The 25,696-nt window shown below is 72.7% G+C and carries 26 protein-coding genes and 1 pseudogene; 13 read left to right on the top strand and 14 right to left on the bottom strand.

What is annotated here, in order from left to right; translation table 11 throughout:
- Window positions 1-69: 69 nt before the first annotated feature.
- The gene (locus tag AMETH_RS04610) at window positions 70-810 is read left to right on the top strand and encodes an SDR family oxidoreductase (protein WP_017986874.1); all 741 of its coding nucleotides are present in this window, start codon (window positions 70-72) and stop codon (window positions 808-810) included.
- Window positions 811-875: 65 nt separating this feature from the next.
- Here AMETH_RS04610 and AMETH_RS04615 read toward each other — a convergent pair whose 3' ends face one another.
- From AMETH_RS04615 to AMETH_RS04625, 3 genes are read right to left on the bottom strand one after another with little or no spacing between them, the layout of a single operon-like run.
- Window positions 876-1,961: a glycosyltransferase family 4 protein gene (locus AMETH_RS04615; protein ID WP_017986875.1), complete on the bottom strand. Its 1,086-nt coding sequence runs from the start codon at window positions 1,959-1,961 to the stop codon at window positions 876-878.
- The gene (locus AMETH_RS04620; protein WP_017986876.1) at window positions 1,954-4,458 is read right to left on the bottom strand and encodes a glycosyltransferase; all 2,505 of its coding nucleotides are present in this window, start codon (window positions 4,456-4,458) and stop codon (window positions 1,954-1,956) included. Before AMETH_RS04620 ends, AMETH_RS04615 begins: the two co-directional genes overlap by 8 nt.
- A gap of 36 nt (window positions 4,459-4,494) precedes the next feature.
- Entirely contained in the window at window positions 4,495-5,400 is a 906-nt protein-coding gene (locus AMETH_RS04625; protein ID WP_017986877.1) for a glycosyltransferase family 2 protein, read from the bottom strand.
- Between the two features lie 18 nt (window positions 5,401-5,418).
- On the opposite strand from AMETH_RS04625, the gene AMETH_RS04630 reads away from it, so the two are divergent.
- From AMETH_RS04630 to AMETH_RS04640, 3 genes are all read left to right on the top strand, one after another.
- Window positions 5,419-6,468, top strand: a complete 1,050-nt coding sequence (locus tag AMETH_RS04630) for a glycosyltransferase family 4 protein (RefSeq protein WP_017986878.1) — start codon at window positions 5,419-5,421, stop codon at window positions 6,466-6,468.
- Between the two features lie 42 nt (window positions 6,469-6,510).
- On the top strand, window positions 6,511-7,659 hold the full coding sequence (locus tag AMETH_RS04635; protein WP_038531877.1) for a glycosyltransferase family 4 protein: 1,149 nt from the start codon (window positions 6,511-6,513) through the stop codon (window positions 7,657-7,659).
- A gap of 273 nt (window positions 7,660-7,932) precedes the next feature.
- Entirely contained in the window at window positions 7,933-8,805 is an 873-nt protein-coding gene (locus AMETH_RS04640) for a glycosyltransferase family 2 protein (RefSeq protein ID WP_017986880.1), read from the top strand.
- Here AMETH_RS04640 and AMETH_RS04645 read toward each other — a convergent pair whose 3' ends face one another.
- Window positions 8,806-9,084 carry a hypothetical protein gene (locus tag AMETH_RS04645; RefSeq protein ID WP_017986881.1) on the bottom strand — a complete coding sequence of 93 codons (279 nt, stop codon included), beginning with the start codon at window positions 9,082-9,084 and terminating at the stop codon, window positions 8,806-8,808.
- Between the two features lie 208 nt (window positions 9,085-9,292).
- Between AMETH_RS04645 and manB the strand changes: the two genes are divergently transcribed.
- Both manB and AMETH_RS04655 read left to right on the top strand, forming a co-directional pair.
- Complete coding sequence (gene manB / locus AMETH_RS04650; RefSeq protein ID WP_026153813.1) at window positions 9,293-10,372, top strand: mannose-1-phosphate guanylyltransferase; 1,080 nt, start codon at window positions 9,293-9,295, stop codon at window positions 10,370-10,372.
- Window positions 10,372-11,268: a DNA-3-methyladenine glycosylase family protein gene (locus tag AMETH_RS04655; protein ID WP_017986883.1), complete on the top strand. Its 897-nt coding sequence runs from the start codon at window positions 10,372-10,374 to the stop codon at window positions 11,266-11,268. The genes manB and AMETH_RS04655 overlap by 1 nt, the downstream gene beginning before the upstream one ends.
- A gap of 148 nt (window positions 11,269-11,416) precedes the next feature.
- Here AMETH_RS04655 and AMETH_RS04660 read toward each other — a convergent pair whose 3' ends face one another.
- Genes AMETH_RS04660 through AMETH_RS04680 form a run of 5 tightly spaced genes read right to left on the bottom strand, consistent with a single transcriptional unit; the run spans window position 11,417 to window position 15,362 of the window.
- Window positions 11,417-11,773 (bottom strand): GntR family transcriptional regulator, encoded by a 357-nt coding sequence (locus AMETH_RS04660; protein WP_017986884.1) that lies wholly within the window; start codon window positions 11,771-11,773, stop codon window positions 11,417-11,419.
- Window positions 11,770-12,300, bottom strand: a complete 531-nt coding sequence (locus AMETH_RS04665; protein ID WP_017986885.1) for an NUDIX hydrolase — start codon at window positions 12,298-12,300, stop codon at window positions 11,770-11,772. The genes AMETH_RS04660 and AMETH_RS04665 overlap by 4 nt, the downstream gene beginning before the upstream one ends.
- On the bottom strand, window positions 12,297-13,631 hold the full coding sequence (locus tag AMETH_RS04670; RefSeq protein WP_017986886.1) for a coenzyme F420-0:L-glutamate ligase: 1,335 nt from the start codon (window positions 13,629-13,631) through the stop codon (window positions 12,297-12,299). The genes AMETH_RS04665 and AMETH_RS04670 overlap by 4 nt, the downstream gene beginning before the upstream one ends.
- Window positions 13,624-14,619, bottom strand: a complete 996-nt coding sequence (gene cofD / locus AMETH_RS04675; RefSeq protein WP_026153814.1) for a 2-phospho-L-lactate transferase — start codon at window positions 14,617-14,619, stop codon at window positions 13,624-13,626. Before cofD ends, AMETH_RS04670 begins: the two co-directional genes overlap by 8 nt.
- Entirely contained in the window at window positions 14,616-15,362 is a 747-nt protein-coding gene (locus AMETH_RS04680; protein ID WP_017986888.1) for a GNAT family N-acetyltransferase, read from the bottom strand. The genes cofD and AMETH_RS04680 overlap by 4 nt, the downstream gene beginning before the upstream one ends.
- A 117-nt stretch (window positions 15,363-15,479) precedes the next feature.
- On the opposite strand from AMETH_RS04680, the gene fdxA reads away from it, so the two are divergent.
- Window positions 15,480-15,800 carry a ferredoxin gene (gene fdxA, locus AMETH_RS04685; protein ID WP_017986889.1) on the top strand — a complete coding sequence of 107 codons (321 nt, stop codon included), beginning with the start codon at window positions 15,480-15,482 and terminating at the stop codon, window positions 15,798-15,800.
- A complete protein-coding gene (gene dapC / locus AMETH_RS04690; RefSeq protein ID WP_017986890.1) occupies window positions 15,797-16,891 on the top strand; it encodes a succinyldiaminopimelate transaminase in 1,095 nt (364 codons plus the stop codon). Before fdxA ends, dapC begins: the two co-directional genes overlap by 4 nt.
- On the opposite strand, the gene AMETH_RS04695 is transcribed toward dapC, so the two are convergent.
- The gene (locus AMETH_RS04695) at window positions 16,885-17,481 is read right to left on the bottom strand and encodes a TetR/AcrR family transcriptional regulator (protein WP_017986891.1); all 597 of its coding nucleotides are present in this window, start codon (window positions 17,479-17,481) and stop codon (window positions 16,885-16,887) included. The two genes, dapC and AMETH_RS04695, sit on opposite strands and share 7 nt — an antisense overlap.
- A 37-nt stretch (window positions 17,482-17,518) precedes the next feature.
- Between AMETH_RS04695 and AMETH_RS04700 the strand changes: the two are divergent.
- Window positions 17,519-18,929, top strand: a pseudogene (locus AMETH_RS04700) (FAD-dependent monooxygenase).
- A gap of 42 nt (window positions 18,930-18,971) precedes the next feature.
- Here the strand turns inward: AMETH_RS04700 and AMETH_RS04705 are convergent.
- From AMETH_RS04705 to AMETH_RS04715, 3 genes are all read right to left on the bottom strand, one after another.
- Window positions 18,972-19,883, bottom strand: coding sequence for a CHAD domain-containing protein (locus AMETH_RS04705; protein WP_017986894.1), 912 nt, complete (start codon window positions 19,881-19,883; stop codon window positions 18,972-18,974).
- A 66-nt stretch (window positions 19,884-19,949) separates the two neighbouring features.
- A complete protein-coding gene (gene dapD / locus AMETH_RS04710; RefSeq protein ID WP_017986895.1) occupies window positions 19,950-20,930 on the bottom strand; it encodes a 2,3,4,5-tetrahydropyridine-2,6-dicarboxylate N-succinyltransferase in 981 nt (326 codons plus the stop codon).
- 15 nt (window positions 20,931-20,945) lie between these two features.
- On the bottom strand, window positions 20,946-21,380 hold the full coding sequence (locus AMETH_RS04715; RefSeq protein ID WP_020486764.1) for a hypothetical protein: 435 nt from the start codon (window positions 21,378-21,380) through the stop codon (window positions 20,946-20,948).
- A 34-nt stretch (window positions 21,381-21,414) separates the two neighbouring features.
- Between AMETH_RS04715 and dapE the strand changes: the two genes are divergently transcribed.
- The 3 genes from dapE to AMETH_RS04730 are packed head-to-tail and all read left to right on the top strand — an operon-like array spanning window position 21,415 to window position 23,854.
- Window positions 21,415-22,491, top strand: a complete 1,077-nt coding sequence (dapE, locus tag AMETH_RS04720; RefSeq protein WP_017986897.1) for a succinyl-diaminopimelate desuccinylase — start codon at window positions 21,415-21,417, stop codon at window positions 22,489-22,491.
- Window positions 22,492-22,516: 25 nt separating this feature from the next.
- Window positions 22,517-23,287 carry an LOG family protein gene (locus AMETH_RS04725; protein ID WP_017986898.1) on the top strand — a complete coding sequence of 257 codons (771 nt, stop codon included), beginning with the start codon at window positions 22,517-22,519 and terminating at the stop codon, window positions 23,285-23,287.
- Window positions 23,288-23,854 carry an LOG family protein gene (locus AMETH_RS04730; RefSeq protein WP_017986899.1) on the top strand — a complete coding sequence of 189 codons (567 nt, stop codon included), beginning with the start codon at window positions 23,288-23,290 and terminating at the stop codon, window positions 23,852-23,854.
- Between the two features lie 177 nt (window positions 23,855-24,031).
- Here AMETH_RS04730 and AMETH_RS04735 read toward each other — a convergent pair whose 3' ends face one another.
- Window positions 24,032-24,703: a lysophospholipid acyltransferase family protein gene (locus AMETH_RS04735; RefSeq protein ID WP_017986900.1), complete on the bottom strand. Its 672-nt coding sequence runs from the start codon at window positions 24,701-24,703 to the stop codon at window positions 24,032-24,034.
- Window positions 24,704-24,750: 47 nt separating this feature from the next.
- Here AMETH_RS04735 and AMETH_RS04740 point away from each other — a divergent pair, with 47 nt between their 5' ends.
- Window positions 24,751-25,695 (top strand): glucosyl-3-phosphoglycerate synthase, encoded by a 945-nt coding sequence (locus tag AMETH_RS04740; RefSeq protein WP_017986901.1) that lies wholly within the window; start codon window positions 24,751-24,753, stop codon window positions 25,693-25,695.
- Window position 25,696 lies beyond the last annotated feature (1 nt).

Here is a 25,696-nt window from a genome sequence, read left to right on the forward strand (position 1 = left end):
ACCTCCTCAAGCGGACAATTGTCCGGTACCGTTAAGCGGACAGTTGTCAGCTTAGTGGGAAGTCATGCGATGAGCGGAGTGGTCGGCAAGGTCGTCGCCATCACCGGCGCCAGCAGCGGTATCGGGGCGGCGACGGCGATCGAGCTGGCGGACCGCGGGGCGGCGGTCGTGCTGGGGGCGCGGCGGGGCGACCGGCTCGCGTCGCTGGTGGACCGGATCCGGGGCGACGGCGGTCGGGCGGAGATGCTGGAGGTCGATGTCACCAGGCGGGGCGACCTGGCGGAGCTGGTGCGCCTGGTGGTGGACCGGTTCGGGCGGCTCGACGTGCTGGTGAGCAACGCCGGGATCGCCAGCCTGGCGCCGGTGGCCGACCTGGAGGTGGACGCCTGGGACGCGATGATCGACGTCAACGTGCGGGGCGTCCTGTACGGGATCGCCGCCGCGATGCCGGTCTTCCGAAGCCAGGGGCGGGGGCACTTCGTCACCACGGTGTCGACGTCGGGGCTGAAGATCGTGCCGACGCAGGCCGTGTACGCGGGCACCAAGAACGCGGTGCGCACGGTACTGGAGGCGTTGCGGCAGGAGTCGACCGACGGCGTGGTGCGGACGACCGCGATTTCGCCGGGGTACGTGCGGACGGAGCTCGTCGACAACGTCCCCGACCCGGACCAGCGGGAGGCGGCGCGGCGGGCCATGGCCGAGATGGGGATCGCTCCGGAGGCCGTGGCGCGGGCGGTCGCGTTCGCGATCGAGCAGCCGGATGACGTGGAGATCGGGGAGCTGGTTATTCGGCCTGCGCGGCAGGGGTGATGGTTGGCTGGCCGTGTTGGGTGTGGGATGACCACCCAGCTCGGGGTGTGTTCGGGGCGCTTGCGCTAACGCTCGGTCGCTTGGCGGTAGGCCGCCAGTGTCGTTTCCGCTGTGCGGCGCCACGTGAAGCTCGCCGCGTGTGCGCGGCGCTCCACGGACCTCGACGCCAGCGGCGACTCCGCCACGGCCTCGCGCAGCGCGGCGATCAGCGCGTCCACCTCGCCGTACGGTGCGAGCCGTGCGAAGCCGCCCGAGATCTCCCTCAGCGCGGGGATGTCCGAGCACACCACGGGCACGTCCGAGGCCAGCGCCTCCAGCACGGGCAGACCGAAACCCTCGTCCCGGGACGGGAGCACCAGCGCGGCCGCCCCGGCCATCACGTTGTGCAGGTCTCGTTCGGACAGGTAGCCGAGACGACGGCTGCGGGGCGTGCCCGGCGCGGGGCCCGGCCCGGAAAACACCAGCGGCGGCAGGTCTTCAGCCGCGGCGTGTGCCTTCAGCAGCCAGTCCATGCCCTTGCGCGGGCCGGCCGCGCCGACGAACAACAAGTACCGCTCCGGCAACCCGAGGCGCTCGCGCATCGGCTCGTCCGGCGGGCGGCCGGTGAACCACGCCGCGTCCACGCCGAGCGGCGTCACCACCACCTTGCCTCGGTCCACGTCGAGCCGGGTCGCCACCGCGTCCGCCACCGCGGCCGTCGGCGTGCAGATCACGTCCGCACGGGCGGCGCCGCGGCGCACCAGCTCCGGCAGTTCGCGGTCGCTGGGCGGCAACTCGCCGGGCGCGTCCAGGAACGCCAGATCGTGGATCGTCAGGACACCCGCGGCCCGCACCGCGCCGGGCAGCACGAAGTTCGTCCCGTGAACCACGTCCGCGCGGCCGGCGAACAGCTCGATCGGCGGGAACGTCGACCGCAGCCACGCCTTGCGCAGCATCCGCGCGGCCACCGGCATGCCCCGCGCCCGCGCGCCGTGCGGCAGCACGTAACGCAACCGCCGCCAGCCGCGCAAGGTGAACGCCACCGCACGCATGTCCACATCGGACATCGAGGCGAGCTCTTCGGCCAGGGACGCGGTGTAGCGCCCGATGCCGGTCCGGTCACCCAGCAACGGGGTGCCGTCCAGCAGGACCCGGAGCGCTCGCTCAGCCACGACCGCGGACTACCTTCCGCACGCGGCCCGCGACCCGCCGCGCCAGCTCCTTCGGGCCGCCGTCGGCGAGGTACTCCTTCACCAGGGCCAGATCCCGCCGCACCGCCACCGCGCCACGCGGCGGCACCTCCGCCGTCAGCGGAGCCGCGCCGATCAGCCGGTCGGCCGCCGGGCGCGGGTCGCGGCAGAACTCCACCAGCGGAGCCAGCGCCGTCGGCCACGCGAACCGCTGCGCCACGACCTCGATCCGCGCCCGGCACTCCGCGGCGAAGTCCTCGTCGTACAGCACCCGCTCCAGCGCGTCGGCCAGCGCGTCCACGTCCTCGGCGGGCACCACGACACCGAGCTTCTCCTCGCGGACCAGGTCGGCGAACGCGTCACCGTCCGTGGTCACGATCGGCAGCCCCGCCCACAGGTAGTCCAGGACCCTGGTGCGGAACGCGAACGTGGTCTCCACGTGCTCGTAGTGCGTCGTCACGCCGCAGTTCGCGTCGAGCAGCCAGTTCTGCCGCTCACCGAAGGGCACCCACTGCTCGTTGAAGTAGACGTGCTTGTCGGTCAGCCCGAGCCGGTCGGCCAGGTGGATCGTGCGCGCTCCGATGTCCATCTCGGCGACCTCGGGGTTCGGGTGCTTCATGCCGAGGAACACCAGCTTCACGTCCGGCCGCCGCTGCCGCAGCCGGTCGATGGCGCGCACCAGCGTCAGCGGGTCGAACCAGCTGTAGACGCCACCCGCCCACAGCACGACCCGGTCGGCTCCGTCGATGTCCAGCGTCGCCCGCAGGCCGGGGCCCGTCCGCACCGGCGGCTCCGGCGACAGGCCGAACGGGACGACCGACAGCAGCGACTGCGTGGTCGGGTCCGCGTCGTACAGCCGCGGCGACAGGCGGCCCAGCGCGGCCAGGTGCCCCAGCCAGAACAGCCGCTGCCGCTCCGACGCGCACAGGAAGAAGTCACCGCGCAGCAGCTGCGCGTCGAGCACCCGTGTCACGCCGGCCAGGTCCGCCGCGCGACGGTCGTCCGGCGCGCTCTTGCCCTGCTCCAGCAGCTCCAGGTGCATCGGGTCGTACAGATCGCAGACCACGATCTTGCTGGAGTCCTGCGCCTTCAGCGCGGGCGCCATCTCCAGCACGTGGCCCTGCAGGATCACGATGTCCGCCCACTCGACCGGCTCGGTCAGATCCCGCTTCTTCGCCGCGCTCACCGGGAACGGCGCGGGCGGCGGCGCGGCCAGCGGGTTGACCGTGACCAGGCGCACGTCGTGCTCGGCGGACAGCACGGTGGCGATGTTCCACGCGCGGATCGCGGGGCCCGCCATCCGGTCGGTGATCGCGTCGCCGGTGATCACCAGGACCTTGCGGCGCTGCCCGAACACGGCCTCGATGCCGAAGACGTCGGCCAGAATGTCGTGCGCGTCCAGGTATCGCGGCAGGGGATAAGCCGGCTCCATCGCCTTGCGCATCAACGGGATCAGGTCCGCGTCGGTGCGCACACGCGCGGCCTGCTCGGCGGCGCGCGACTCGGCCAGCGACGGCAGCAGCTCGACGAACTGGTCGATGGCCAGCACCCCGGCGAGCGTGGTGCGCGGGATCGCCACCGGCGCGGTCTCGACCGGGCCGGCCTTGGCGAGGTCCAGCCGTGTGGGGTCCAGCTCGCCGCGAGCGGTGGCGCGGCGCACGGCCAGCGCCAGCGCGGCGGGCAGCACCTTCGCCAGCGTCTCGTCGGAGAGGTTCTTGTAGAGGGCGGCGAGAGCGTTGCGCTCCAACAGGAACGTCTCCCGGCCGGTGTCCGGCGCGTCCACTTCGGACATCGTCCCGTGGTGGCGGTGGTAGGCCACCGACTCCGGCACGTACCGCACGCGCCAGCCGCGTAGGTTCAGCCGCCAGCCCAGGTCGACGTCCTCATAGAACATGAAGAAGCGTTCGTCGAACCCGCCGAGCGCCTGGAAGACCTCGGCGCGCACGAACATCGCCGAGCCGGTGGCGAACAACACGTCCTTGGCGACGTCGTGCTCACCCGGCGCGACATCGGCCAGCGGGCCGCCCGCGTGCCGCTTGTAGCCCATGCCGAACCAGGTCAGGCCGGCGTCCACGAAGTCCACACCGGTGCCGTCCCAGTCCAGGACCTTGCTGGCCACGGCCGCGACCGTCGGCTGGGTGCGCAGCACGTCGACCGCCGCCTTCGCCCACGCGGCGTCCGGCCGGGCGTCGTTGTTCAGGAACGCGAGCACGCTCCCGCGGGCGTGCCGGGCGCCGAGGTTGCAGCCGCCCGCGAAGCCGGTGTTGGTGCCGGACTCGATCACCCGGGCGTCGCCGGCCGCCGCCTTGATGCGCGCGACGTCGTCACCGCCCGAGGCGTTGTCGACGACCAGCACCTCGAGCTCCGGGTAGTCGAGGTCCTCGCGCAGGGCGCGCAGGCAGGCGATCGTGTGCTCCGCGCCCCGGTAGTTCACCAAGATCACCGAGACCAGCGGCAGTGGTGTGTCCCCCTGGACCAACGCCCGACCTCCGTACTCGCCGTATGTCCGCAGAGACTATCGGGAGGTCCAGGCCGCCCAGACCGCGCCTCGGCCGACCGTCGAGCGGCGCGTGATCGACTTCCGCGCGGCCAGCGTGCCGGGCAGCCGTAGGGCCACTTCGCCGAGCACGCGGCACCGCAGGCCCAGGCGGAAATTGGGCGCTTCCGGCACGTCGCGCTTCAGCGGCAGCAGGGCGGTGATCGCGGCGAACCGGGCGAGCTCCCGCGCGGCGATCGCGGCCGGGGCGCAGCGCAGGAGGGTGAGCAGGCGGTTGCGTTCGTTCCACCGGTGGAAGGCGTCGGATCCCGGGTTCGTGCTGGCGCCGTGCCGGTGTGTGACACGGGCCGTGGGGACCGTCACGATGTCGTGCCCGGCCAGCCGCAGCCGCCACGCGGTGTCGGTGTCTTCGTAGTAGCAGAAGAAGCTCGCCGGCACCCCGCCCACTTCGCGAAGCGTGCGGGTGCGGATCAGCGCGGCGCCTCCGCAGAAGCCGAAGGCCGGGGTCTCCGGGGTGTCGTAGCCGTGGCCGTCCGGGGTGAGGTTCACGCCGAGGGACTGGACCTGGCCGTCGGCGTATTCCAGGCGCGACCCGGCGGCCGCGGCGTCGCCGACGTGGTCCTCCAGCTCGGCGAGCCAGTCGGGGGCAGGGGCGGCGTCGTCGTTGAGCCACACCGTGAACTCGGTGTCCACTTCGGACACGGCGTGCGCCGTCGCGCCCGCGTAGCCGGCGTTGCGCGGCAGCCGGACGACCTCCGGCGCGGACGGGTGCGTGGCCAGCAGGCGGGCGGTGCCGTCGTCGGAGGCGTTGTCGATCACCAGCAGCCGGTGCGGGCGCGTCTGGGCGGCGAGGGCGTCCAGGCAGGCGGTGATGTGCGCGGCGCCGCGCCAGGTGACCACCACGACGGTGCTGCGGATCGGCACACCGGGAGAATACGGGCCGTGCCGGAACTCGTGGTCATCGCCGAGCAGTTGCTCGCGCCCGTGCCGGGCGGGACGGGCCGCTACACCGCGGAGCTGCTGCGCGCGCTGGCCGAGACGGCGCCGCCCGGGTGGACGGTGTCGGCCGTCACCGCGCGGCACGCGGAGGGGTTGCCGGGCGCGCGGATGCTGCCGTTGCCGCCGCGGGCGCTGGTCGCGGCGTGGCAGGCCGGGCTGCCGTACTGGCCGGGCGGGGACGCGGTGCACGCGCCGACGCCGCTCGCCCCGTCGCGGGTGCCGCGCGGCCGCACGTTGTCGGTGACCGTGCACGACACCGTGCCGTGGACGCACCCGGAAACGCTGACGCCACGCGGGGTTCGCTGGCACCGCGCGGTGATCGCGCGGGCGGCCCGGCGCGCTTCGGGGCTCGTCGTGCCGACGCGGGCGGTGGCGGACGACCTGCGCACGCGGGTGCCGGTCGGGGTGCCGGTGACCGTGGCCGGGCACGGCGCGGCGGCCGTGTTCACCCGCGACGACCTGCCCGAAGTGGACGTGCCGGAGTCCTACGTGCTGGCGATCGGGACCATCGAGCCGCGCAAGGGGATCGACGTCCTGGTCGAGGCGGTGTCGCGGCTCGGTGTGCCGCTGCTGCTCGCGGGGCAGCCGGGCTGGGGTGGTCTGGACCCGGTCGCGATGGCCGGGAACCGGGCGGACGTGCGGGTTCTGGGGCGGTTGAACGACGTTTCGCTCGCCGCGGTGCTGCGGCGCGCGTCCGTGCTGGCGGCGCCGAGCGTCGCGGAGGGGTTCGGGTTGCCGGTGCTGGAGGCGATGGCCGCCGGGGTGCCGGTGGTGCACTCGGACGCTCCAGCGCTGGTCGAGGTCGCCGGGGGAGCGGGGATGGCGTTCCCGCGCGGGGACGCGACGGCGCTGGCGGCGGCGTTGCGCGAGGTGCTGTCCAGTCCGGAACTCGCGGCTGACCTGGTCGCTCGTGGACGGGCGCGGGCGGCGTCGTTCTCCTGGGCGGGCGCGGCACGGGCCGTGTGGGCGGTTCACGAGCGCGCCACTTCGTGAGTTCCTGACCACCGCGATCCCGATCAGCCGTACCCTGCACGGGTGGGAAGAGGCGAACCCAGCGTCCTGATCGATGCCACGGCCGTGCCGGCGGATCGCGGCGGGGTCGGGCGCTACGTGGACTCGCTGGTCGCGGCCCTGGACGAAGGCGGCGCGCCGATCACGGTGGTCTGCCAGCCGCGTGACTTCCGGCTCTTCGACCGGCTCGCGCCGCACTCGCGGGTCGTCCCGGCGGTCCAGTCCACCGCGACGCGCACCGCGCGGCTGATCTGGGAGCAGACGACGCTGCCGTCGCTGGCGCGGCGGCTCGGGGTGGACGTGGTGCACTCGCCGCACTACACGATGCCGCTGGCAGGGCCGTCGGCGTCGGTCGTGACGCTGCACGACGCGACGTTCTTCACCGACGCCGTGCTGCACTCGTCGGTGAAGGCGCGGTTCTTCCGCGGGTGGACGCGGACGGCGCTGCAGCGGGCGACGTTGTGCGTGGTGCCGTCGAAGGCGACCGCGTCGGAGCTGGCGCGGGTGGCCCGTCCGCGGCGGCAGCCGGAGATCATCGAGCACGGGGTCGATGTGGAGCGCTTCCACCCGCCGACGCCGGACGAGGTGCGGGCCGCGCGGGCGGCGATCGGCCTGGAGCGGATGCCGTACGTGGCGTTCCTCGGGGCGCTGGAGCCGCGGAAGAACGTGCCCGCGTTGATCCGCGGTTTCGTGAAGGCCGTGGAGAACCGGCCCGACCCGCCCGCGCTCGTGCTGGCCGGTCAGCCGGGCTGGGACACGCAGGTGGAGAACGCGCTGGCGGCGGCCCCATTGCGCTTGCGGGTGATCCGGGCCGGGTACCTGCCGTTCGACTCGCTGGCGGGTTTCCTCGGCGGGGCGGAGCTGGTGGCCTACCCGAGCCTCGGTGAGGGGTTCGGACTACCGGTCCTCGAGGCGATGGCGTGCGGGGCCTGCGTGCTCACCACCCGGCGCCTGTCGCTACCCGAGGTGGGCGGCGACGCGGTCGCGTACTGCGGCGTCGGCCCCGGCGACGTGGCGGTCGCGCTGGGCGAACTGCTGGACGACCCCGCGCGCCGGGCGTCCCTCGCCTCGGCCGCCCAGAGGCGCGCGAAGGAGTTCTCCTGGGCCACGAGCGCGGACAAGCACCGCGAGGCGTACGCGAAGGCGTGGCACCTGCACCAGCGGGAGCAGTAGTCGTTGGACGGTGTTTCGCCGGATGGGGTAAAAGTCAGTGACGCGAGGCCTCCGTAGGGCCGAGAAGTGAGCCCGTGGTGCGTCCGGACGGTCGTGTCACGGGCACCTCGCGGCTGTCGAACACCAGCTGGTGCGCGTTGAGGTCCATGAAGGTGTGAACCGGCACCAAGCCATCTTGGACGAGCAGTACACGTACGACTGCAAGCGGTAGCGGACCACCGCGGTCAGCAATCGAGGGGTGCCTGCCCCGTCGCGCTGCGTGGTGGGGGCACAATGGCCCGCGTGACCGAGCCGAGCCGTTACGGCGACGGGGTCGCCGTGGTTGTCGTGACGTACTTCCCCGGTGAGGACCTCGACCGCTTCCTCGACAGCCTCGAAAAGGCGACCACCCGCGACGTCCACGTGGTCGTCGCCGACAACGACTCGACCGACGACGCCCTCGACCGGGCCGAGAAGCGCAAGAACACGCACGTCCTGCGCATCGGCGAGAACCTCGGCTACGGCGGCGGCGCCAATCGCGGCGTGGCCACCCTCGACGACCGCTACGGCTGGATCGTCATCGCCAACCCGGACCTCGAGTGGGAGCCCGGCTCGCTGGACACGCTCGTCGAGGCCGCCCAGCGCTGGCCCCGCGGCGGGGCCTTCGGCCCGCTCATCCGCGACCCCGACGGCACCGTCTACCCGTCCGCGCGCCTGCTGCCCTCGCTCGGCCGCGGCGTCGGCCACGCCGTCTTCGGCAAGATCTGGCCCGCCAACCCGTGGACCCGCGCCTACCGCCAGGAACACGCCGCCCCCACCGAACGCACGTCCGGCTGGCTGTCCGGCTCGTGCCAGCTCATCCGCCGCGCAGCGTGGGACTCGGTCGGCGGCTTCGACACCCGCTACTTCATGTACTTCGAGGACGTCGACCTCGGCGACCGCATCGGCCGCGCCGGCTGGCACAACGTGTACGTGCCCTCGGCGGCGGTCACCCACATCGGCGGCAAGGCCACGTCCCGGGCGCCGAAGAAGATGCTGGCCGCCCACCACGACAGCGCTTACCGCTACCTCGCCGACCGCCACCGCGGCCCGGCCTGGAAGCCGGTGCTCGCCGCGGTGAAGCTCGGTCTCAAGCTGCGCCTGAAGTTCGAGACGCGCGGCAAGTAGTCACAGGCCTTCCAGCCGCCGCGCGAAATCGGAGTTCCCGGTCTGGGTCTTGGTCGTCGGCACCAGACCGTCGACCTCTTCCTCGGGCTGCACCGGCGCCATGTTCACGTGGGTGTCCGGTTTCGACGCGGCGAGGCTCCCCTGCACCGACTCGATCACCGACGACGGCACCACGGCCGTGGTGTCCGGGTCGTCGTTGTCGATCTCGTTGACGACGTTCCGGGGGATCTGCTGGGTGGTCGAAGCGTCCATCGGCGAGGTCGCGGCGTCCGGCGTCACGACGAACGCGCCACGGGACTGTGCCCTGGCCAGCAGAGCATTCGCTCGATCGCGGGGGTCCATCCCCTAGGCCTCCCGACTCGACGTGGGCCCTCTCCGAACGGGGCCCTCCGTGTGCTGTCTAGGGTAGGCCCTCCGGGCCGTCGCCGTCATTGTTTCCCGCGGCTTGTCGCCCACCGGAGCGTGATAACGGGAAGGATTTTTCGAGGTGACATCGGAGCTTGATGTCGATGCCGTGGTGCTCGTCGGCGGTAAGGGAACCCGCCTGCGGCCGTTGACCCTGTCCGCCCCGAAACCGATGCTGCCCACGGCGGGCGTGCCGTTCCTGACACACCTGCTGTCCCGCATCCGCGGCGCGGGGATCCGGCACGTAGTGCTCGGTACGTCCTATCGCGCCGAGGTGTTCGAGGAGCACTTCGGCGACGGCGCGTCGCTGGGGCTGGAACTGGAGTACGTCGTCGAGGACGAGCCGCTCGACACCGGCGGCGCCATCCGCAACGTCGCGGACCACCTGCGCGCCGACCACGCCGTGATCTTCAACGGCGACATCCTGTCCGGCGCCGACCTGCGCGCACTGGTCCAGACCCATCTCGACACCAGCGCCGACGTGACGCTCCACCTGCAGCGCGTCGAGGACCCGAGCCGCTTCGGCTCGGTGCCCACCGACGCCGACGGCCGCGTCACCGCCTTCCTGGAGAAGACGCCCAACCCGCCGACCGACCAGATCAACGCCGGCTGCTACGTGTTCCGCCGCCCGGTGCTGGAGTCGATCCCGGCCGGCCGCCGCGTGTCGGTCGAGCGCGAGACCTTCCCCGGCCTGCTGGAGGGGGGCGCGCACCTGCACGGGTTCGTCGACGCCTCCTACTGGCTCGACGTGGGCACCCCGGAGGCGTTCGTGCGGGGCAGCGCGGACCTGGTGCGCGGGCTCGCTCCCACGTCGGCGCTGCCCGGCCCGGTCGGTGAGGCCCTGGTCCTCGACGGTGCGGAGGTCGCGGCGGACGCGGCCGTCACCGGCGGCTCGACGGTCGGCGCGGGAGCCCAGGTCGCCGCCGGCGCCCGGATCAGCGGGTCGGTGCTGTTCGACCGGGTGTCCGTGGCGGAGAATGCGGTCGTGGAGAACTCCGTGCTGGGTGTGGGCGCGCGCGTCGGCAAGGGCGCGGTGCTCAAGGGCGTCGTCCTCGGTGACGGCGCGGTCGTCGGCGCCGGGTGCGAGCTGCTCGACGGCGCCCGGGTGTGGCCGGACGTGACCCTGCCCGACGGTTCGATCCGGTTCTCCAGCGACGCCTGATGCGTTACCGCCCGCCGTTCCCCCTCGACCTCGACGCGGTCCTCCGGCCGTTGCGCCGGGGCAAGGGCGATCCGTGTCTGCGGGCGGATGACTACGGCCGGACGTGGCTGACCGGCAACACCGCCGACGGCCCGGGAACGCTGGCGCTGCGGCGGATGCCGGACGGCGAGATCGAGGCCGCGGCGTGGGGCCCGGGGGCGGACCGGCTGCTCGACGGCGTGCCCGCGCTGGTCGGCGCCGAGGACGACGACAGCGGGTTCGTCTCGCACCACGACCGCATCGCCGAGGTGCGGCGCCGCATGCCCGGGCTGCGGCTCGGCTCGACCGGGCGCGTGTGGGACGTGCTGGTGCCGGCCGTGCTGGAGCAGAAGGTCACCGGGTTCGAGGCGCGCCGGTCGTGGCGGGAGCTGTGCCGGTGGTTCGGCGAGCCGGCGCCCGGCCCGGCGCCGGCGGGCATGCGGGTGCCGCCGACGCCTGCGGCTGTGCTGTCCATTCCGGACTGGACGTGGCACCGCGCCGGGGTGGACCACAGCAGGCGGAAGGCGCTGATCTTCGCGGCGCAGGTGGCGCACCAGCTGGAGAAGGCGGTCGAGCTGCGGGGCGCCGAGGGGCGGGCGTGGCTGCGGAAGGTGCCGGGCATCGGGGTGTGGACCGCGTCGGAGGTCGCGCAGCGCGCGTGGGGCGACCCGGACGCGGTCAGCTTCGGTGACTTCCACATCCCGGCGGTGGTCGGGTACGCGCTGGTGGGCGAGCCCCTGGACGACGAGGGCATGGCGGAGGTCCTGGCGCCCTACGCGCCACAACGCCAGCGCGCGGTGCGCTACCTGGAGGCCGCTGGTTTCTCGCGGCCGCGGTTCGGGCCGAGGTTTTCGCCGCGGGACTACCGCGCGATGTGAAGCGCGCTGCCGGCCCGAACTCGCGCGCCGGAACGCAGAACTCGCGCGGCTGAGCGTGGGACTCGCGCGGTGGAGGGTGGGACTCGCGGGCTTGGGCGAGTCCCACGTTCGCGGGCATGAGGTCTGCGGTTGGCGGCGTGAGGTCTGCTCAGTGGGCGAGTGCGGCGCGGACGATCTTCAGCGCGTCCTCACCCGACAACCCCAAAGCCCGGGTCACCGCGGCGTAGGTCTCGGCCGCCTCGCGGGCCCGCGAAAGTGACTCGTCGCCCGAGGAGGCCACGAACGAACCCGCCCGGCCGCGCGTTTCGATCAGCCCGGCCTCCTCCAGTTCCCGGTAGGCGCGGGCGATCGTGTTCGGCGCGATGCCCAGCTCCTCCGCCAGCCCGCGCACCGTCGGCAGTTTCGTGCCCACCGCGAGCGCGCCGGAGTTGATCTGCCGGGCCAGCCCGGACCGCACCTGCTCGTACGGCGGCACCGCGGACGCCGGGTCGACCGAGACGATCATTCGCACGCCGCCGCGATCAGTTCCGTCAGGTCCTCGCTCCCGGGCGGCAACGCGGTCAGCGGCCACCACCGCAGGTCGTCCGACTCCGCGCTCCGCACCGGGGGCGCGCCCTCCGGCGCCACGACCACGAACCGCACGTCGAAGTGCCGCGTCGGCACCCCCAGCGAGCACGTGATCGGGTGCACGTCCAGGTGCACCGGCTCCGCCGAGATCGTCAGCCCGCTCATCCCGGACTCCTCCGACGCCTCCCGCAACGCGGCCGCCGCCAGCGAGGTGTCCGAGTCCTCGCAGTGCCCGCCCAGCTGCAACCACCGCCCGACGCGCGGGTGCAGGGTCAGCAGCACGTGCGACCGCGAAGCGTCCAGCACGACGGCCGACGCGGTGATGTGCCCGGCCGCGCACGACCGGCGGCACGCGTCCTCGCGCGCGGCGAGGAAACCCAGGAACGCGTGCCGCAGCGCCTCTTGCCCTGCCGTCCCCGGCTGCCACTTCTCCAGCGTCTCGACCACGTCGGTGTGCAGGTTCACAGCTCGACCAGCCCGTCCAGCGCGGGCGAGCGCGGCGCCGCGGGCCCGCCCACCGGGTGCCCGATCGCCACCGCGCCCAGTGGCTCCCACGACTGCCCCAGCCCCAGCACCTCACGCACCACGTCGGCCGCGAAGATCGTCGACCCGATCCAGCACGAGCCGAGGTCCTCCGCCGCCAGCGCCACCAGCAGCCCCTGCACCGCGGCCCCGCCCGCGACGGTGAACATCGTCCGCTCGCAGGCGTTGCGCCGCTCGTCCGGATACGTGTGCGCGCCGTCCGGCACCAGGAACGGGATCACCACCTCCGGCGCCTCGAACAGGATGTCGCCGCGGGACACCCGCTTCGCGACCTGCTCCTCGGTGAACGCGTCGCCGCACAGGTCCGCCCGCCACGCCTCGCGCATCGCTTCGAGCAGCTTCGTCCGCAACCCGCGGTCGCGCAGCCACACGAACCGCACCGGCCGCGTGTGGTGCGGCGCGGGCGCGGTCAGCCCGGCGCCGATCGCGCGGCGCAGCGCTTCCGGGTCGACCGGCTCGTCGGTGAACGAGCGCACCGACCGGCGGACCAGCACGGCCTCGCGGCGGCCCTGCGCGATGGCCTCCCGCGTGCCGAGGGAGAACATGTCCTCCTCCGACGGCCGCACCAGCTTCCGCGCGTCGGACCCGTCGTCGGCGATCTCCAGCCCGCGCACCACCGCGACCGGCGTCGCGGTCAGCTTGCCCTTCACCAGGTCCGCGGCCGCGGCGATTTCGTCGGCCACCGCGATCTCGGTCACCTGCAGCTCGTTGCCCTGCGGGTCGACCTCGCCCTCGTAGGAGTGCAGCACGCGCAACCCGCTGGCCCCGATGGCGTTGTCGGTCTGGCCGACCCGCCACGCCCGGCCCATCGTGTCGGTGATGACGACCGCGACCTCGACACCCAGCCGCTCGCGCAACCCGTTGCGCAGGGCCAACGCCGCCGCGTCCGGATCGGCGGGCAGCAGCGCGATCTCGTCACCGTTCACATTGGACGCGTCCACGCCCGAGGCGGCCTGCACGATCCCGATCCGGTTCTGCGTGATCAGGGTCCGGTTGAACCGGGCCAGCACCCGCACCGACTCCTGCTCGACCAGCTCGCGCCGGGCCGCGTCGCGGGCCTCCGGGTCGCTGGGCACGCGCACCAGGCGTCCCTCGATCTTCGATACGACCTTGCTGGTGACCACGACGACGTCGCCGGAACGCAGCCACGGCGCGGCGGTCGCGACCGCGCCCGTCAGGTCGTCGCCCGGCCGGAACTCCGGCAGGCCCTGGACCGGCAGGATCTCCAGTCGTGCGGCGGAGTGGTCACTCAACTTCGGCCCCCGCGAGTTCGAGCGCGGCGCGCGCCATGGCCGCGGTGGCGTCCACATCGGACATCAGCAGCGGCACCGCCCGCACCGCGACACCCGGCACGTGCACGGTTTCGCCCTCCGCGACCAGCCACCCGTCGAGCAGCCCGTCCTCCGATGTCTGGCGCGACCCGTAGTGGATGCCGACCGCCTCGGCCGACGTCTCCACCCCGATCGCGGTCAGGCACGCGTCAGCCATGCCGCGCACCGGTTTGCCGCTGATGATCGGCGACACGCCGACCACCCCGGCCTCGGTCTTGCGCAGCGCCTCCGTCATGCCCGGCACGGCCAGCACGGTGCCCACCGAGACGACCGGGTTGGACGGTGCGAACAGGACGGCGTCGGCCTCCGCGATGGCGTCCAGCACACCCGGCGCCGGCTTGGCCTCCTCGACACCGACCGGCACGATCGAATGCGCCCGCGGCTCCGCGCGGTAGCGCACCCACCACTCCTGGAAGTGGATCGCCTTGCGGCTGCCCGGCTCGTCCGGGTCGTCGATGACGACGTGCGTCTCGACCCGGTCGTCGGTCATCGGCAGCAGCCGCACGCCGGGCTGCCACCGGTCGCACAGCGCTTCGGTGACCGCGGACAGCGGGTAGCCCGCGCGCAGCATGCGGGTGCGGATGAGGTGGGTGGCGACGTCCTTGTCGCCGAGGCCGAACCAGGTCGGCTCGGCGCCGTAGGCCGCCAGTTCCTCCTTGACCACCCAGGTCTCGCCCTGGTGCCCCCACCCGCGCTCGGTGTCGATCCCACCGCCCAGCGTGTACATGCAGGTGTCCAGGTCCGGCGCGATCCGCAGGCCGTGCATCCACACGTCGTCGCCGGTGTTCACCACCGCGGTGATCTCGTGCGTCGAGTCCCCAGGGCCGATGGGGGGCAGACCCAGCGCGGCTTTGACTCCGAGCAGGAAGCGGGCGCCGCCCACCCCGCCGACAACTACGACAACCTTCACAGCGAGCGATCCTCGCACGCCCGGGGTCCCGGAACCCAGTACCGGTACCTGTGGTGCTCGGCGAACCCGAGCCGGTCGTAGAACGCCAGCGCCCCGGCGTTGTCCACCGCGACCTGGAGTACGGCCCGCGTCGCCCCGCGCTCGGCCGCCCACGGTCCGCAGGCGGCCATCAACGCCGAGGCCAGACCGCGCCGGCGGTACCCGGGCCGGACGGCGAGCCGGGCGATGTGGAGCACGTCGTCGACCACCGCCGCACGCACCGCACCGGCTATGACACCCATCACCTCGGCGACCCCGTAGCCGATTTCGCCGGTGGTCAGCACGTGCCGTTCGGCATCCGTCGGTTCGGGCCGTCCGACGGTCAGCTCCCACCAACCCGCGGTCGGCGCGGCGAGGACGGGCACCTCGTCGGCGCCCGTGCCGAGCGGGCCGGTGAGCACGGACACCAGGTGCCCGGCCACGTGACCGGTGTTCGGCACCCAGCCCGCGGCCTCGATCGCGCGCTCGTTCGCGCTGCCGACGACCGCGTGGGCGACGGGCGGGATGCCGTTGGCGTGGGCGAAGTCACAAACGGCCGCCAACGCGCTCGCCACCGGCACTCCCGGGTGGCCGACGGCCAGTGCGCTGTTGGCGCGTCCGGTGAACCCGCCCGCGGCGCGAAGCCGCCAGTCACCGATCTTGTCCACGGTCACCGCCGGCCAGGCCTCGGCGCAGCGGAGCTCGAGCGTCTCGGAGGAGTCCACGTCCCCATTGTGCTCGCCGATCCCCGGATTAAGGGTGGCCTTACTTTGGAAGGTCCGCGCATCGGCGCGTAATGTCCAGGATCGGTAGTGGATCCTTGGACCTAGCTGGAGATCGCAGTGACGTACGTGATTGCCGAGCCCTGCGTCGACGTGCTCGACAAGGCGTGCATCGACGAATGCCCCGTCGACTGCATTTACGAAGGCGACCGCATGCTCTACATCCACCCGGACGAGTGCGTGGACTGCGGTGCCTGCGAGCCGGTGTGCCCGGTCGAGGCCATCTACTACGAGGACGACGTTCCGGACGAGTGGGCCGAGTACACCAAGGCCAACGTCGACTTCTTCGACAGCCTCGGCTCGCCCGGCGGCGCCTCCAAGGTCGGCAAGACCAGCAACGATCCGCAGTGGGTCAAGGACCTGCCCCCGCAGGGCGAATGAACCGCGGCGGCGCCGGCCTGCCCGACTTTCCGTGGGACTCGCTCGCCGAGCCCACGGCGCGGGCGAAGTCCCACCCTGGCGGCCTCGTCGACCTCTCGGTCGGCACACCGGTCGACCCGGTCCCGGAGTCGATCCGCGCCGCGCTGGCGTCGGTGTCGGAGATCCCCGGGTACCCGACCACCCACGGCACGTCCGAGCTGCGTGCGGCGGCGGTCGAGGCGCTGAGCCGTCGGCACGGGGTCACCGGCGTCGATCCGGCGGCGGTGCTGCCCACGATCGGGTCCAAGGAGCTGGTCGCGTGGCTGCCGCGGCTGCTGGGCGCCGAGCCCGGCGACACCGTGGTGATCCCCGAGCTGGCCTACCCGACCTACGAGGTCGGCGCGCTGCTGGCGGGCGCCGGGATCCTGCGTGCCGACGACCCCCCACGCCTCGCCGAGCCGCCCGCGATGGTGTGGCTGAACTCGCCGTCCAACCCGACCGGGCGCGTGCTGGGCGCCGAGGCGCTGCGCGAGATCGTCGAGTGGGCGCGCGAGCGGGACGTGATCGTGGTCTCCGACGAGTGCTACCTCGCGCTGGGCTGGGACGCCGATCCGGTGTCGATCCTGCACCCGTCGGTGTGCGGCGGCCGCCACGACAACCTGCTGGCCGTGCACTCGCTGTCGAAGTCCGCGAACCTGGCCAGCTACCGCGCCGGGTTCGTCGCCGGTGACCCGGAGCTGGTCGCCGGGCTGCTGGCGGTGCGCAAGCACGCCGGCATGATCGTGCCGCGCCCGGTCCAGGAGGCGATGACCGTCGCACTGGCCGACGACAGCGCACTGTCGCTGCAGCGCGAGCGCTACGCCCGCCGTCGTGTGGTGCTGCAGAAGGCGTTGCAGGACAACGGTTTCCGCATCGACCACTCGGAGGCCGGGCTCTACCTGTGGGCCACCCGCGGTGAGGACTCCTGGGAGACCGTGCGGTGGCTGTCCGAACGCGGGATCCTGGTCGCGCCGGGCACGTTCTACGGCCCCGCGGGCGGCGAGCACGTGCGGGTCGCGCTCACCGCGACCGACGAGCGCGTCGAAGTCGCCGCCGAGCGCCTCGGTCAGTAGTCGCGGCCGGTGAGGCCTCGGTAGACGAACCGGGTGAGGGCTTCGAGCGCCTCTTCTTCGGACATGTCCACGACTCCGTCGTGCCACTGCCGGACGAAGGTCTCGGCCGCCGTGGTCATCATCGTGACGCTCGCGAGCGGGGTGCCGGGCAGGCGGTGGCCTGCCTTGGTCACGTAGTCGACGTGGTCGGTCAGCTCCTCGTTCTGCGCCCGGGTGAACTCCGCGAGCTTGCGGGCGAAGTCCGCGTTGACCATCGCCGCATGCTGCAGCGCGCGCAGGGTCGGCGCGTGCTCGCGGTAGAAGCGCCAGTACGCCTCGACGTGGAAGCGGACCGCCGCGGGGTCGGCGAAGTCCGGGCTGTGGCCCGGCTGGTCGGCGCTCTCGTCGCCGGCTTCCTCCAGGTCCGCCAGCAGTGATTCGAGCAGCTCTTCCTTGCCGGCGAAGTGGTTGTAGAACGATCCGGCCGCCCGGCCCGCCTCCGCCGCGATGTCGGTGATCTTCGTGTTCAGGTAGCCACGCGTGGCGAACAGTCGCTGCGCCGCGGCCTTCAGCGCGGCCTCGGTCTCCGCGGCCTTCTCCTTGCGCTTCACGGCACCTCCTTGACGGGAGCACGCTAGCAAGTCCGTCATGAATTCTAATTCAGTGAATGGAGATTCAGCGTTGGACGTGTTGATCGCGGGCGCAGGACCGGCCGGACTGGCCCTGGCCATCGATCTCGCCCGGCGCGGCATCGGCGTGCGGATCGTCGACAAAGCGACCGAGTTCTTCCGCGGCTCCCGGGGCGACGGGCTGCAGCCGCGCACGCTGGAGGTGTTCGACGACCTCGGGGTCATCGACGCCGTGCTGGCCGCGGGCCGCGAGATACCGGCCTTCCGAGTGCACCTCGATGGTGAGTACGTCATGGAGCGCCGGATGGGCGAGCGGCGCGAGCCGGCACCCGACGTGCCCTACCCGAACGGCTGGGTGCTGGGGCAGTCGCAGACCGAGGGCATCCTGCGCGACCGCCTGGCCGAGTTCGGGGTGCGCGTCGAGCTGGGCGCGGAGTTGACCGGCTTCACGCAGGACGGCGCGGGGGTCACCGCGGAGCTGTCGACCGGCGAGACGGTGCGCGCGGACTACCTGGTCGGCGCCGACGGCGGGCGCAGCTTCGTGCGGAAGGCGCTGGGGATCGAGTTCGAGGGCGGCACTGACGAGTCGGTGAAGATGCTGCTCGGCGACGTCGAGGCCGACCTGGACCCGGAGTTCGGCTACTGGTTCGCGCGCGCGGCGGATCCGGGCAGCGGGGTCATGATGAGCCCGCTGCCCGGGATCGGCCTGTTCCAGTTCGGCGCGCCGCTGGGGGAGGCCGACGCGGAGCCGACGGCGGAGACGCTCCAGTCCATTCTGGACGGTCTGAACGCGGGGGTGCGGCTCGGGGAGCTGGCGTGGTCGACGGTGTGGCGGCCGAACGTGCGCCTGGCGAAGCGGTTCCGGGAGGGTCGGGTGGTTCCTGACCGGCGACGCGGCGCACGTCCACCCGCCGACCGGTGGGCAGGGGCTGAACACGAGCGTGCAGGACGCCTACAACCTGGGCTGGAAGCTGGCCGACGGCTCACCCGAGCTGCTGGACAGCTACGAAACCGAGCGGCGCGCGGTGGCCGAGCGGGTGCTGGGGATCTCCTCGGAGCTGCTGCGCAGGCACCTGGACGGCGACGAGCGGGCCCACGAACGCGGTGCGGACACCCAGCAGCTCGACATCAGCTACCGGGTGTCGGACGAGCCGGGCCTCGCTGTGGGGGACCGGGCACCGGACGCGCCGGTCCTCGACGACAGTGGCGCGAAGGTCCGCCTGTTCGACCTGTTCCGCGGCCCGCACGCCACGAGGCTGCTCTTCGACGGCGACGCACCGGACGAGCCGCACACCTATGCGGTGCTGCGCCCGGGGGCGGAGGCGGCGGGGCGGTACGTCGTTGATGCCGAGGGCTTCGCGTTCTCTGCCTACGACGCGAAGGAGGTCGTCGTGCGGCCGGACGGTTATGTGGGTGCGCTGATCCGCTAGCCGGGGGCGGCCGCTGGTGAGCGGGCGGCGGTTGGCGGCGGGCTAGCCGCAGACCTTGGTGGCCGCCGCGTCCACGTCTGCCAGCACCGCCGTCCAGGTGGCCCGTGCGGTGGCTCGCCGCCTCAGTTCGCGCTCCGCGATGCGGCCCGCGACGAAACCGACGGCGGTCTCGTCCGTCGCGGCGAGGAGCGCCCGCATCCGCTCGGCGGCCACCACCGCGTCCTGGTGGTCGCCCAGCACGTCCTGCAGCCGCTTCGTCGCCTTGATCAGCTCGCGCACCTGCGTGACCTGCTTCTTCCGCGCCACCGACTTCGCCGTCTCCGCCGCGTACCGCAGGCGCTTGCCGTGGATCCGCAGCTCGTGCAGCTCGGCGTCCGGCGGGTCGGCCGGCAGCGCGGCCACCGCCTTCGTCAGCTTCCGGTACGGCTTGCGCACCACGGCGGCGACGTCGACCGGCCCGGGCGCGGCGCCGGGGGTGAGCTGCAGCTCCGTCAGCACCAGCCGCGCCGTCGACCGCAACAGCGCCGCGTACCGGGCGCTGCCGAGGCGCCGGTTCAGGCGGCGCTTCGCCTTAGCGCGTTCCGCGACGAAGATCCGCACCAGCCGCGCGCCCGCCTGCTGGTCGGACTCGTCGAACGACGCGACCGTGGCCCGCAGGTGGTCGATCAGCACGTCGTGGTCGCGCACCTCGCCGAGCCCGGCGCCGAGCCACTTGAGCTCGGCCCGCACGTCGTCGCCCGCCGGCCCCAGCAGCTTCAACGCGCTGCGGAGCCGGCGGACGGCGACGCGCATCTGGTGCAGGTCCTCGGGATCGGCGCCGGAGCGCGTGCCCGGCTCGTGGGCGAGCATCGCGCGCAGCTGCTCGTCGATCCGCGCCCGCAGCATGGACTCCGGGGTGTCGCGGGGGCCGGTTGTCAGCGGCGCCTCGGGCAGACCCAGATCACCGGCGGTCACGACACGGGATGACAACGCGGCGGTGCTCACCACATGAATGATAGGTGAACGAAAATCGCACCCCGGTCAGTTGGCGTGCAGCATCTCGTTCAGCTCGATGCCGGCCCCGGTCCGCGGAACGGCTTCGACCGCACCGGTCTCGGAGTTGCGCCGGAACAACGCGCCGGAGATCCCGGACAGCTCACGCGCCTTGACGGTCTTGCCCTCGACCACGACCTTCGTCCCGGCCGTGACGTAGAGCCCGGCCTCGACCACCGAGTCGTCGCCGAGTGAGATGCCGACCCCGCCGTTCGCGCCGATCAGGCAGCGCTCGCCGAGCGAGATGACCTCCTTGCCGCCGCCGGACAGCGTGCCCATGATCGACGCGCCGCCGCCGACGTCGGTGCCGTCGCCCACGACCACACCCGCCGAGATGCGGCCCTCGACCATCGACGCGCCGAGCGTGCCCGCGTTGAAGTTCACGAAGCCCTCGTGCATGACGGTGGTGCCGTTGGCCAGGTGCGCGCCGAGGCGCACGCGGTCGGCGTCGCCGATCCGGACGCCGGCGGGCATCACGTAGTCGACCATGCGCGGGAACTTGTCGACGCTGTAGACGGTGACCGGGCCGCGCGCCCGCAGCCGCAGCCGGGTCTGCTCGAAGCCGTCGACCGGGCACGGGCCGTGGTTGGTCCACACGACGTTGGCCAGCAGGCCGAAGATGCCGTCCAGGTTCTGCCCGTGCGGCTGCACCAGGCGGTGCGACAGCAGGTGCAGGCGCAGGTAGATGTCGTGCGCGTCGGCTGGGGCCTGCGCGAGCGTGCCGATGGTGGTGCGGACGGCGACCACCTCGACGCCGCGGGCCTCGTCCGGGCCGAGCAGCGCGGCGGCGGCCTCGCCGAGCACCTCGGCGGCCTGCTCGCGGGTCAGCCGCTCGGTTCCGCTGGTGCCGGGCTCGCCCAGCTTGGGCTGCGGGAACCAGGTGTCCAGCACGGTCCCGTCGGTGGTGACGGTGGCCAGGCCGACGCCGTGCGCACCGGTGGTCTCGGGGTTGGGGCTCTGCTCGCTCACGGCCCCAACCGTAACTCAGCCGGTCACGAGCTGGGTGTCCACCAGTTGCTTGACCGACCTCAGGCTGTCGGAGATCGCGGTCAGCGCCGTGGTGCACGCCCCGCCCGGGTCGGCGACGGCGTCGCAGTGGCCGCCGCGGTAGTCGCCGATGGCCTTTTCCAGGCCGTTCGCGGCCGCTACCAGGTCCGGGTGCTTGGTGCCGGCCTGCTCGCGGACCAGTCCCGGCGTGCTGCCCAGTTCGGTGACGTACTTGCCGCAGCCGCGCGGGGTCTGCCCGGCCGGGTCGCGGAAGCAGGTGTCCGCGGTGAGGGCGTTGAGCTTGACCGACAGGGCGTAGGGCGTCTCCGCCTGGCCCGCGCCGCCCTTCGGGGTCGGGCCGGCCTCGTTCGAACAGCCGGCCAGCACGAGTGCCAGCGCACCGAGCGTGATCAGGGCCTTCCACGTGCGCATCCGCCCACCGTACGACACCCCCTAGAGTCGGGACATGACGACTCTCGACCTGCACGCCGACCCCGTCGACCTGACCGCCGCGCTGGTGGACGTCCAGAGCGTGTCCGGACAGGAGGTGGCGCTGGCCGACGCGGTGCAGGCCGCGTTGCTCGCGCAGGCCGGGCACCTCGAAGTGGTGCGCAACGGGGACGCCGTGCTGGCCAGGACGAACCTCGGCAGGCCCTCCCGCGTGGTGCTGGCCGGGCACCTGGACACGGTGCCGGTCAACGAGAACCTGCCGGTGCGCCGCGAGGGTTCCGGCGACGACGAGGTGCTGCACGGGCTCGGCACGGTCGACATGAAGGGCGGTGACGCGGTGTTCCTGCACCTGGCCGCCACGGTCACCGAGCCGCGTCACGACGTCACGTTCGTGTTCTACGACAACGAGGAGGTCGAGGCCGTGCGCAACGGTCTCGGCCGGATCGAGCGGGAGTTGCCGGAGTGGCTGGCGGGTGACCTGGCCATCGTCGGGGAGCCGTCGAACGCGGTCATCGAGGCCGGCTGCCAGGGCACCATGCGGGTCGAACTGCGCCAGACCGGCAAGCGCGCGCACACCGCGCGGGCGTGGATGGGCGTCAACGCGATCCACGCGCTCGGCGAGCCGCTGCGGCGGCTGGAGGCCTACGAGGCGCGGGTGGTCGACATCGACGGCCTGACCTATCGCGAGGGCCTGCAGGCCGTGCGGATCGCCGGCGGAGTGGCGGGCAACGTCGTGCCGGACGAGGCCGTGCTCGCGGTGAACTTCCGGTTCGCCCCGGACCGCAGCCCGGAACAGGCCGAAAAGCACCTGCGCGAGGTGTTCGACGGCTACGAACTGTCCGTTGTGGACCTCTCGCCGGGCGCGCTGCCCGGGCTGACCGCCCCGGCGACGGCCGAGCTGGTCCAGGCCGCCGGGGGCGAGGTGGCGGCGAAGCTGGGGTGGACGGACGTCGCCCGGTTCGCCGCGCTCGGCATGGCCGCGGTGAACTTCGGTCCCGGGAACCCGACCCTCGCGCACACCCGCGAGGAGCACGTCGCGGCGCGGGAGATCCGGCAGGTCACGCGCGTGCTGCGGGACTTCCTGGGCCAGTAAGCTCGGCGGCGTGACAGGGCCAGAAGTGGACGGAACGTCCGAGTATCCCGAGCACCCGCGGGAGAAGCAGCGGGGGCCGGTCGTGCTGCGCCGCGAGCGTCGCATCGAGCCGACCACCACCGACCAGCGCCTCCTCGACTCGCGCGGGCCCAGCGACTGGGTGCACACCGACCCGTGGCGGGTCATGCGCATCCAGGCCGAGTTCGTCGAGGGCTTCGGCGCGCTGGCCGAGGTGCCGCGCGCGGTCACCGTGTTCGGATCGGCCCGCACGCCCCGCGACCACCCCGAGTACGAGCTGGGCCGCAAGATCGGCGCGGGCCTGGCGAACGCCGGGTTCGCGGTGATCACCGGTGGCGGGCCGGGCGCGATGGAGGCCGTCAACCGCGGCGCGTCCGAGGCGGGCGGGCTGTCCATCGGGCTCGGCATCGAGCTGCCGTTCGAGCAGGGCCTGAACCCGTGGGTCGATCTCGGGGTGAACTTCCGGTATTTCTTCACCCGCAAGACGATGTTCATCAAGTACGCGCAGGCGTTCATCTGCCTGCCCGGTGGGTTCGGCACACTGGACGAGCTGTTCGAGGCGCTCACCCTGGTCCAGACCAAGAAGGTGACGAAGTTCCCGGTGGTCCTGTTCGGACGGTCCTACTGGGGCGGGCTCTACGACTGGGTCCGGGACTCGGTGCACGCCCAGGGCAAGATCAGTGACAAGGACCTGGCGCTGCTGCACCTCACCGACGACGTCGACGAGGCGGTGGCGATGGTCGAGGAGGCCTACAAGGCCTGGGAGGACACCCACTAAGTGAAGCGCATCTGTGTGTTCTGCGGTTCTTCCGGCGGCGGCGACCCGGTGTACGTGGACGCCGCCACGGCGCTCGGCAAGCTGCTCGCCGAACGCGGCATCGGACTGGTTTACGGCGGCGCGAGCGTCGGCCTGATGGGCGCGGTCGCCGACGGCGCGCTCGCGGCGGGCGGCGAGGTGATCGGCGTGATCCCGGAGCACCTCAAGCGGGTGGAGATCGCCCACGCGGGCCTGTCGGAGCTCGTGGTGACCGCCGACATGCACGAACGCAAGGCGAAGATGGCCGAGTATGCCGACGCGTTCCTGGCCCTGCCCGGCGGCGCCGGGACGCTGGAGGAGCTGGCCGAGGTCTGGACCTGGGCCCAGCTGGGTCTGCACGGGAAGCCGATCGGCCTGCTCGACGTGCGCGGGTACTACCGCCCGTTCCAGGAGTTCATCGACCACATGGTCACCGAGAAGTTCCTGCGCCCGGAACACCGGGACCTGGTCTTCGTCGACGAGGACCCCGCCTCTCTCCTGGACGCCTTCGCAAAGTACGAGGCCCCCACCACCGCCAAGTGGCAGTAAGAGCAGTCACCAACAGCAAACCGCCACCCGGCACTGAAAGCCAACCACCCCACGAGCCAGCCCTCTCCCGCAACCCGATCCCCCGCCAAAACACTGAAAGATCGGGTTCGGGAGGGCACCTCTCATCCGGGCGTAGCGAAGCGAAGCCGGCGCTCGAGATACGCGCGTAGCGCCCGCCTAAGCCGCTTCCCCAGGCCGCTTGTGGTACTTGTCCACGTACTCCTGCCCTGACAACTCAGCGATCGCATACATCACCTCATCGGTGACCGCCCGCCGAATCGCCGGCGACGCGTCCAGCCCGTCGTAGCGGGAGAAGTCCAAAGGCTCCCCGAACTCGACGGTGACCTTCGCGAACCGCGGGAACAGCTTGCCGTTGGGCAGCAGCTTCTCCGTCCCGGTCAGCGCCACCGGCACGACCTTCGCCCCGGTCGCCAGCGCCAGCGAGCCGACCCCGGTGTGCCCGCGGTGCAGGCGGCCATCGAGCGAGCGCGTGCCCTCCGGGTAGATGCCGAACACGCCACCCTCGTCGAGCACCTTGCGGCCGGACTCCAGCGCCGCCAGCCCGGCCTTCGCGTTGCCGCGCTCCACCGGCACGAACCCCACCGCGTCCAGGAACGCGGCCATCAACCGGCCCTTCAGGCCCTTGCCGGTGAAGTACTCCGCCTTGCCGAGGAACCGCACCCGTCGCGGGCTGACCAGCGCCAGCAGCGTCGTGTCCACGGCCGCCCGGTGGTTCGGCGCGAGGATCACCGGGCCGTAGGCCGGAACCCTCTCCGCGCCGCGCACCTCCGGCCGGTAGATCAGCTTGACCACCGGTACGGCCAGGAGACGGATCAGCTGGTAAAGCACGGTTCCTCCAGTTCGTCGTCAATCCCAGCATGGCACGATCGGCGGTCATGGACACCGGCTGGTTCGCGCTGCGCACGTGGCAGGAGCCCGATTTCGACCCCGCTGACCTGGTACGGGCGAAAGCGGGCCGCACCGTGTCGGTGGTGCTGCCCGCCCTCGACGAGGAGAAGACGGTCGGTGACGTGGTCGCGTCGGTGCGGCCGCTGGTCGGCACCCTCGTCGACGAGCTGGTGGTCGTCGACTCCGGCTCCACCGACGCGACGATCGAGGTCGCGGCGGCGGCGGGCGCGCGGGTGGTGCGCCGCGAGGACGTGCTGCCGGGCCTCGAACCGCTGCCCGGCAAGGGCGAGGTGCTGTGGCGGTCACTGGCGGCGACGGCCGGTGACCTCGTCGTGTTCCTCGACTCCGATCTCGTCGACCCCGACCCGGGGTTCGTGCCCGCGCTGCTCGGCCCGCTGCTGCTGACCGAGGGCGTGCACCTCGTCAAGGGGTTCTACCGGCGGCCGCTGCGGGTCGAGTCCGCCGAGGCCGGGCACGGCGGCGGGCGGGTGACCGAGCTGCTCGCGCGCCCGGTGCTGTCCGCGCTGCGGCCGGCGTTGTCGGCGGTGGTCCAGCCGCTCGGTGGCGAGTACGCGGCCACACGCGAGTTCCTCGAGTCGGTGCCGTTCGCGGCCGGGTACGGGGTGGAGATCGGGTTGCTGCTCGACGCCGAGGCACGCTACGGGATGGCCGGGCTCGCGCAGGTCAACCTGGGTGTGCGCAAGCACCGGAACCGGTCGCTGCTGCAGCTGGGCGTCATGGCGCGGCAGATCCTCGGCACGGCGCTGGCCCGCTGCGGGGTCGGCGCGGGCGGCTCCGGGACGCTGATCCAGTTCGTGGCCGAGGCCGGGGCGTGGGTGCCGCTGGAATCGGACGTCCTGGTCGCCGACCGGCCGCCGATGCGCGAGGTGCGCTCGGGGGACGAACCGCGCCCGGGTGTGTCACGATTCTGAC

Origin of the sequence: Amycolatopsis methanolica 239 (assembly GCF_000739085.1) — a bacterium.
Taxonomy (GTDB): Bacteria; Actinomycetota; Actinomycetes; order Mycobacteriales; family Pseudonocardiaceae; genus Amycolatopsis_E; species Amycolatopsis_E methanolica.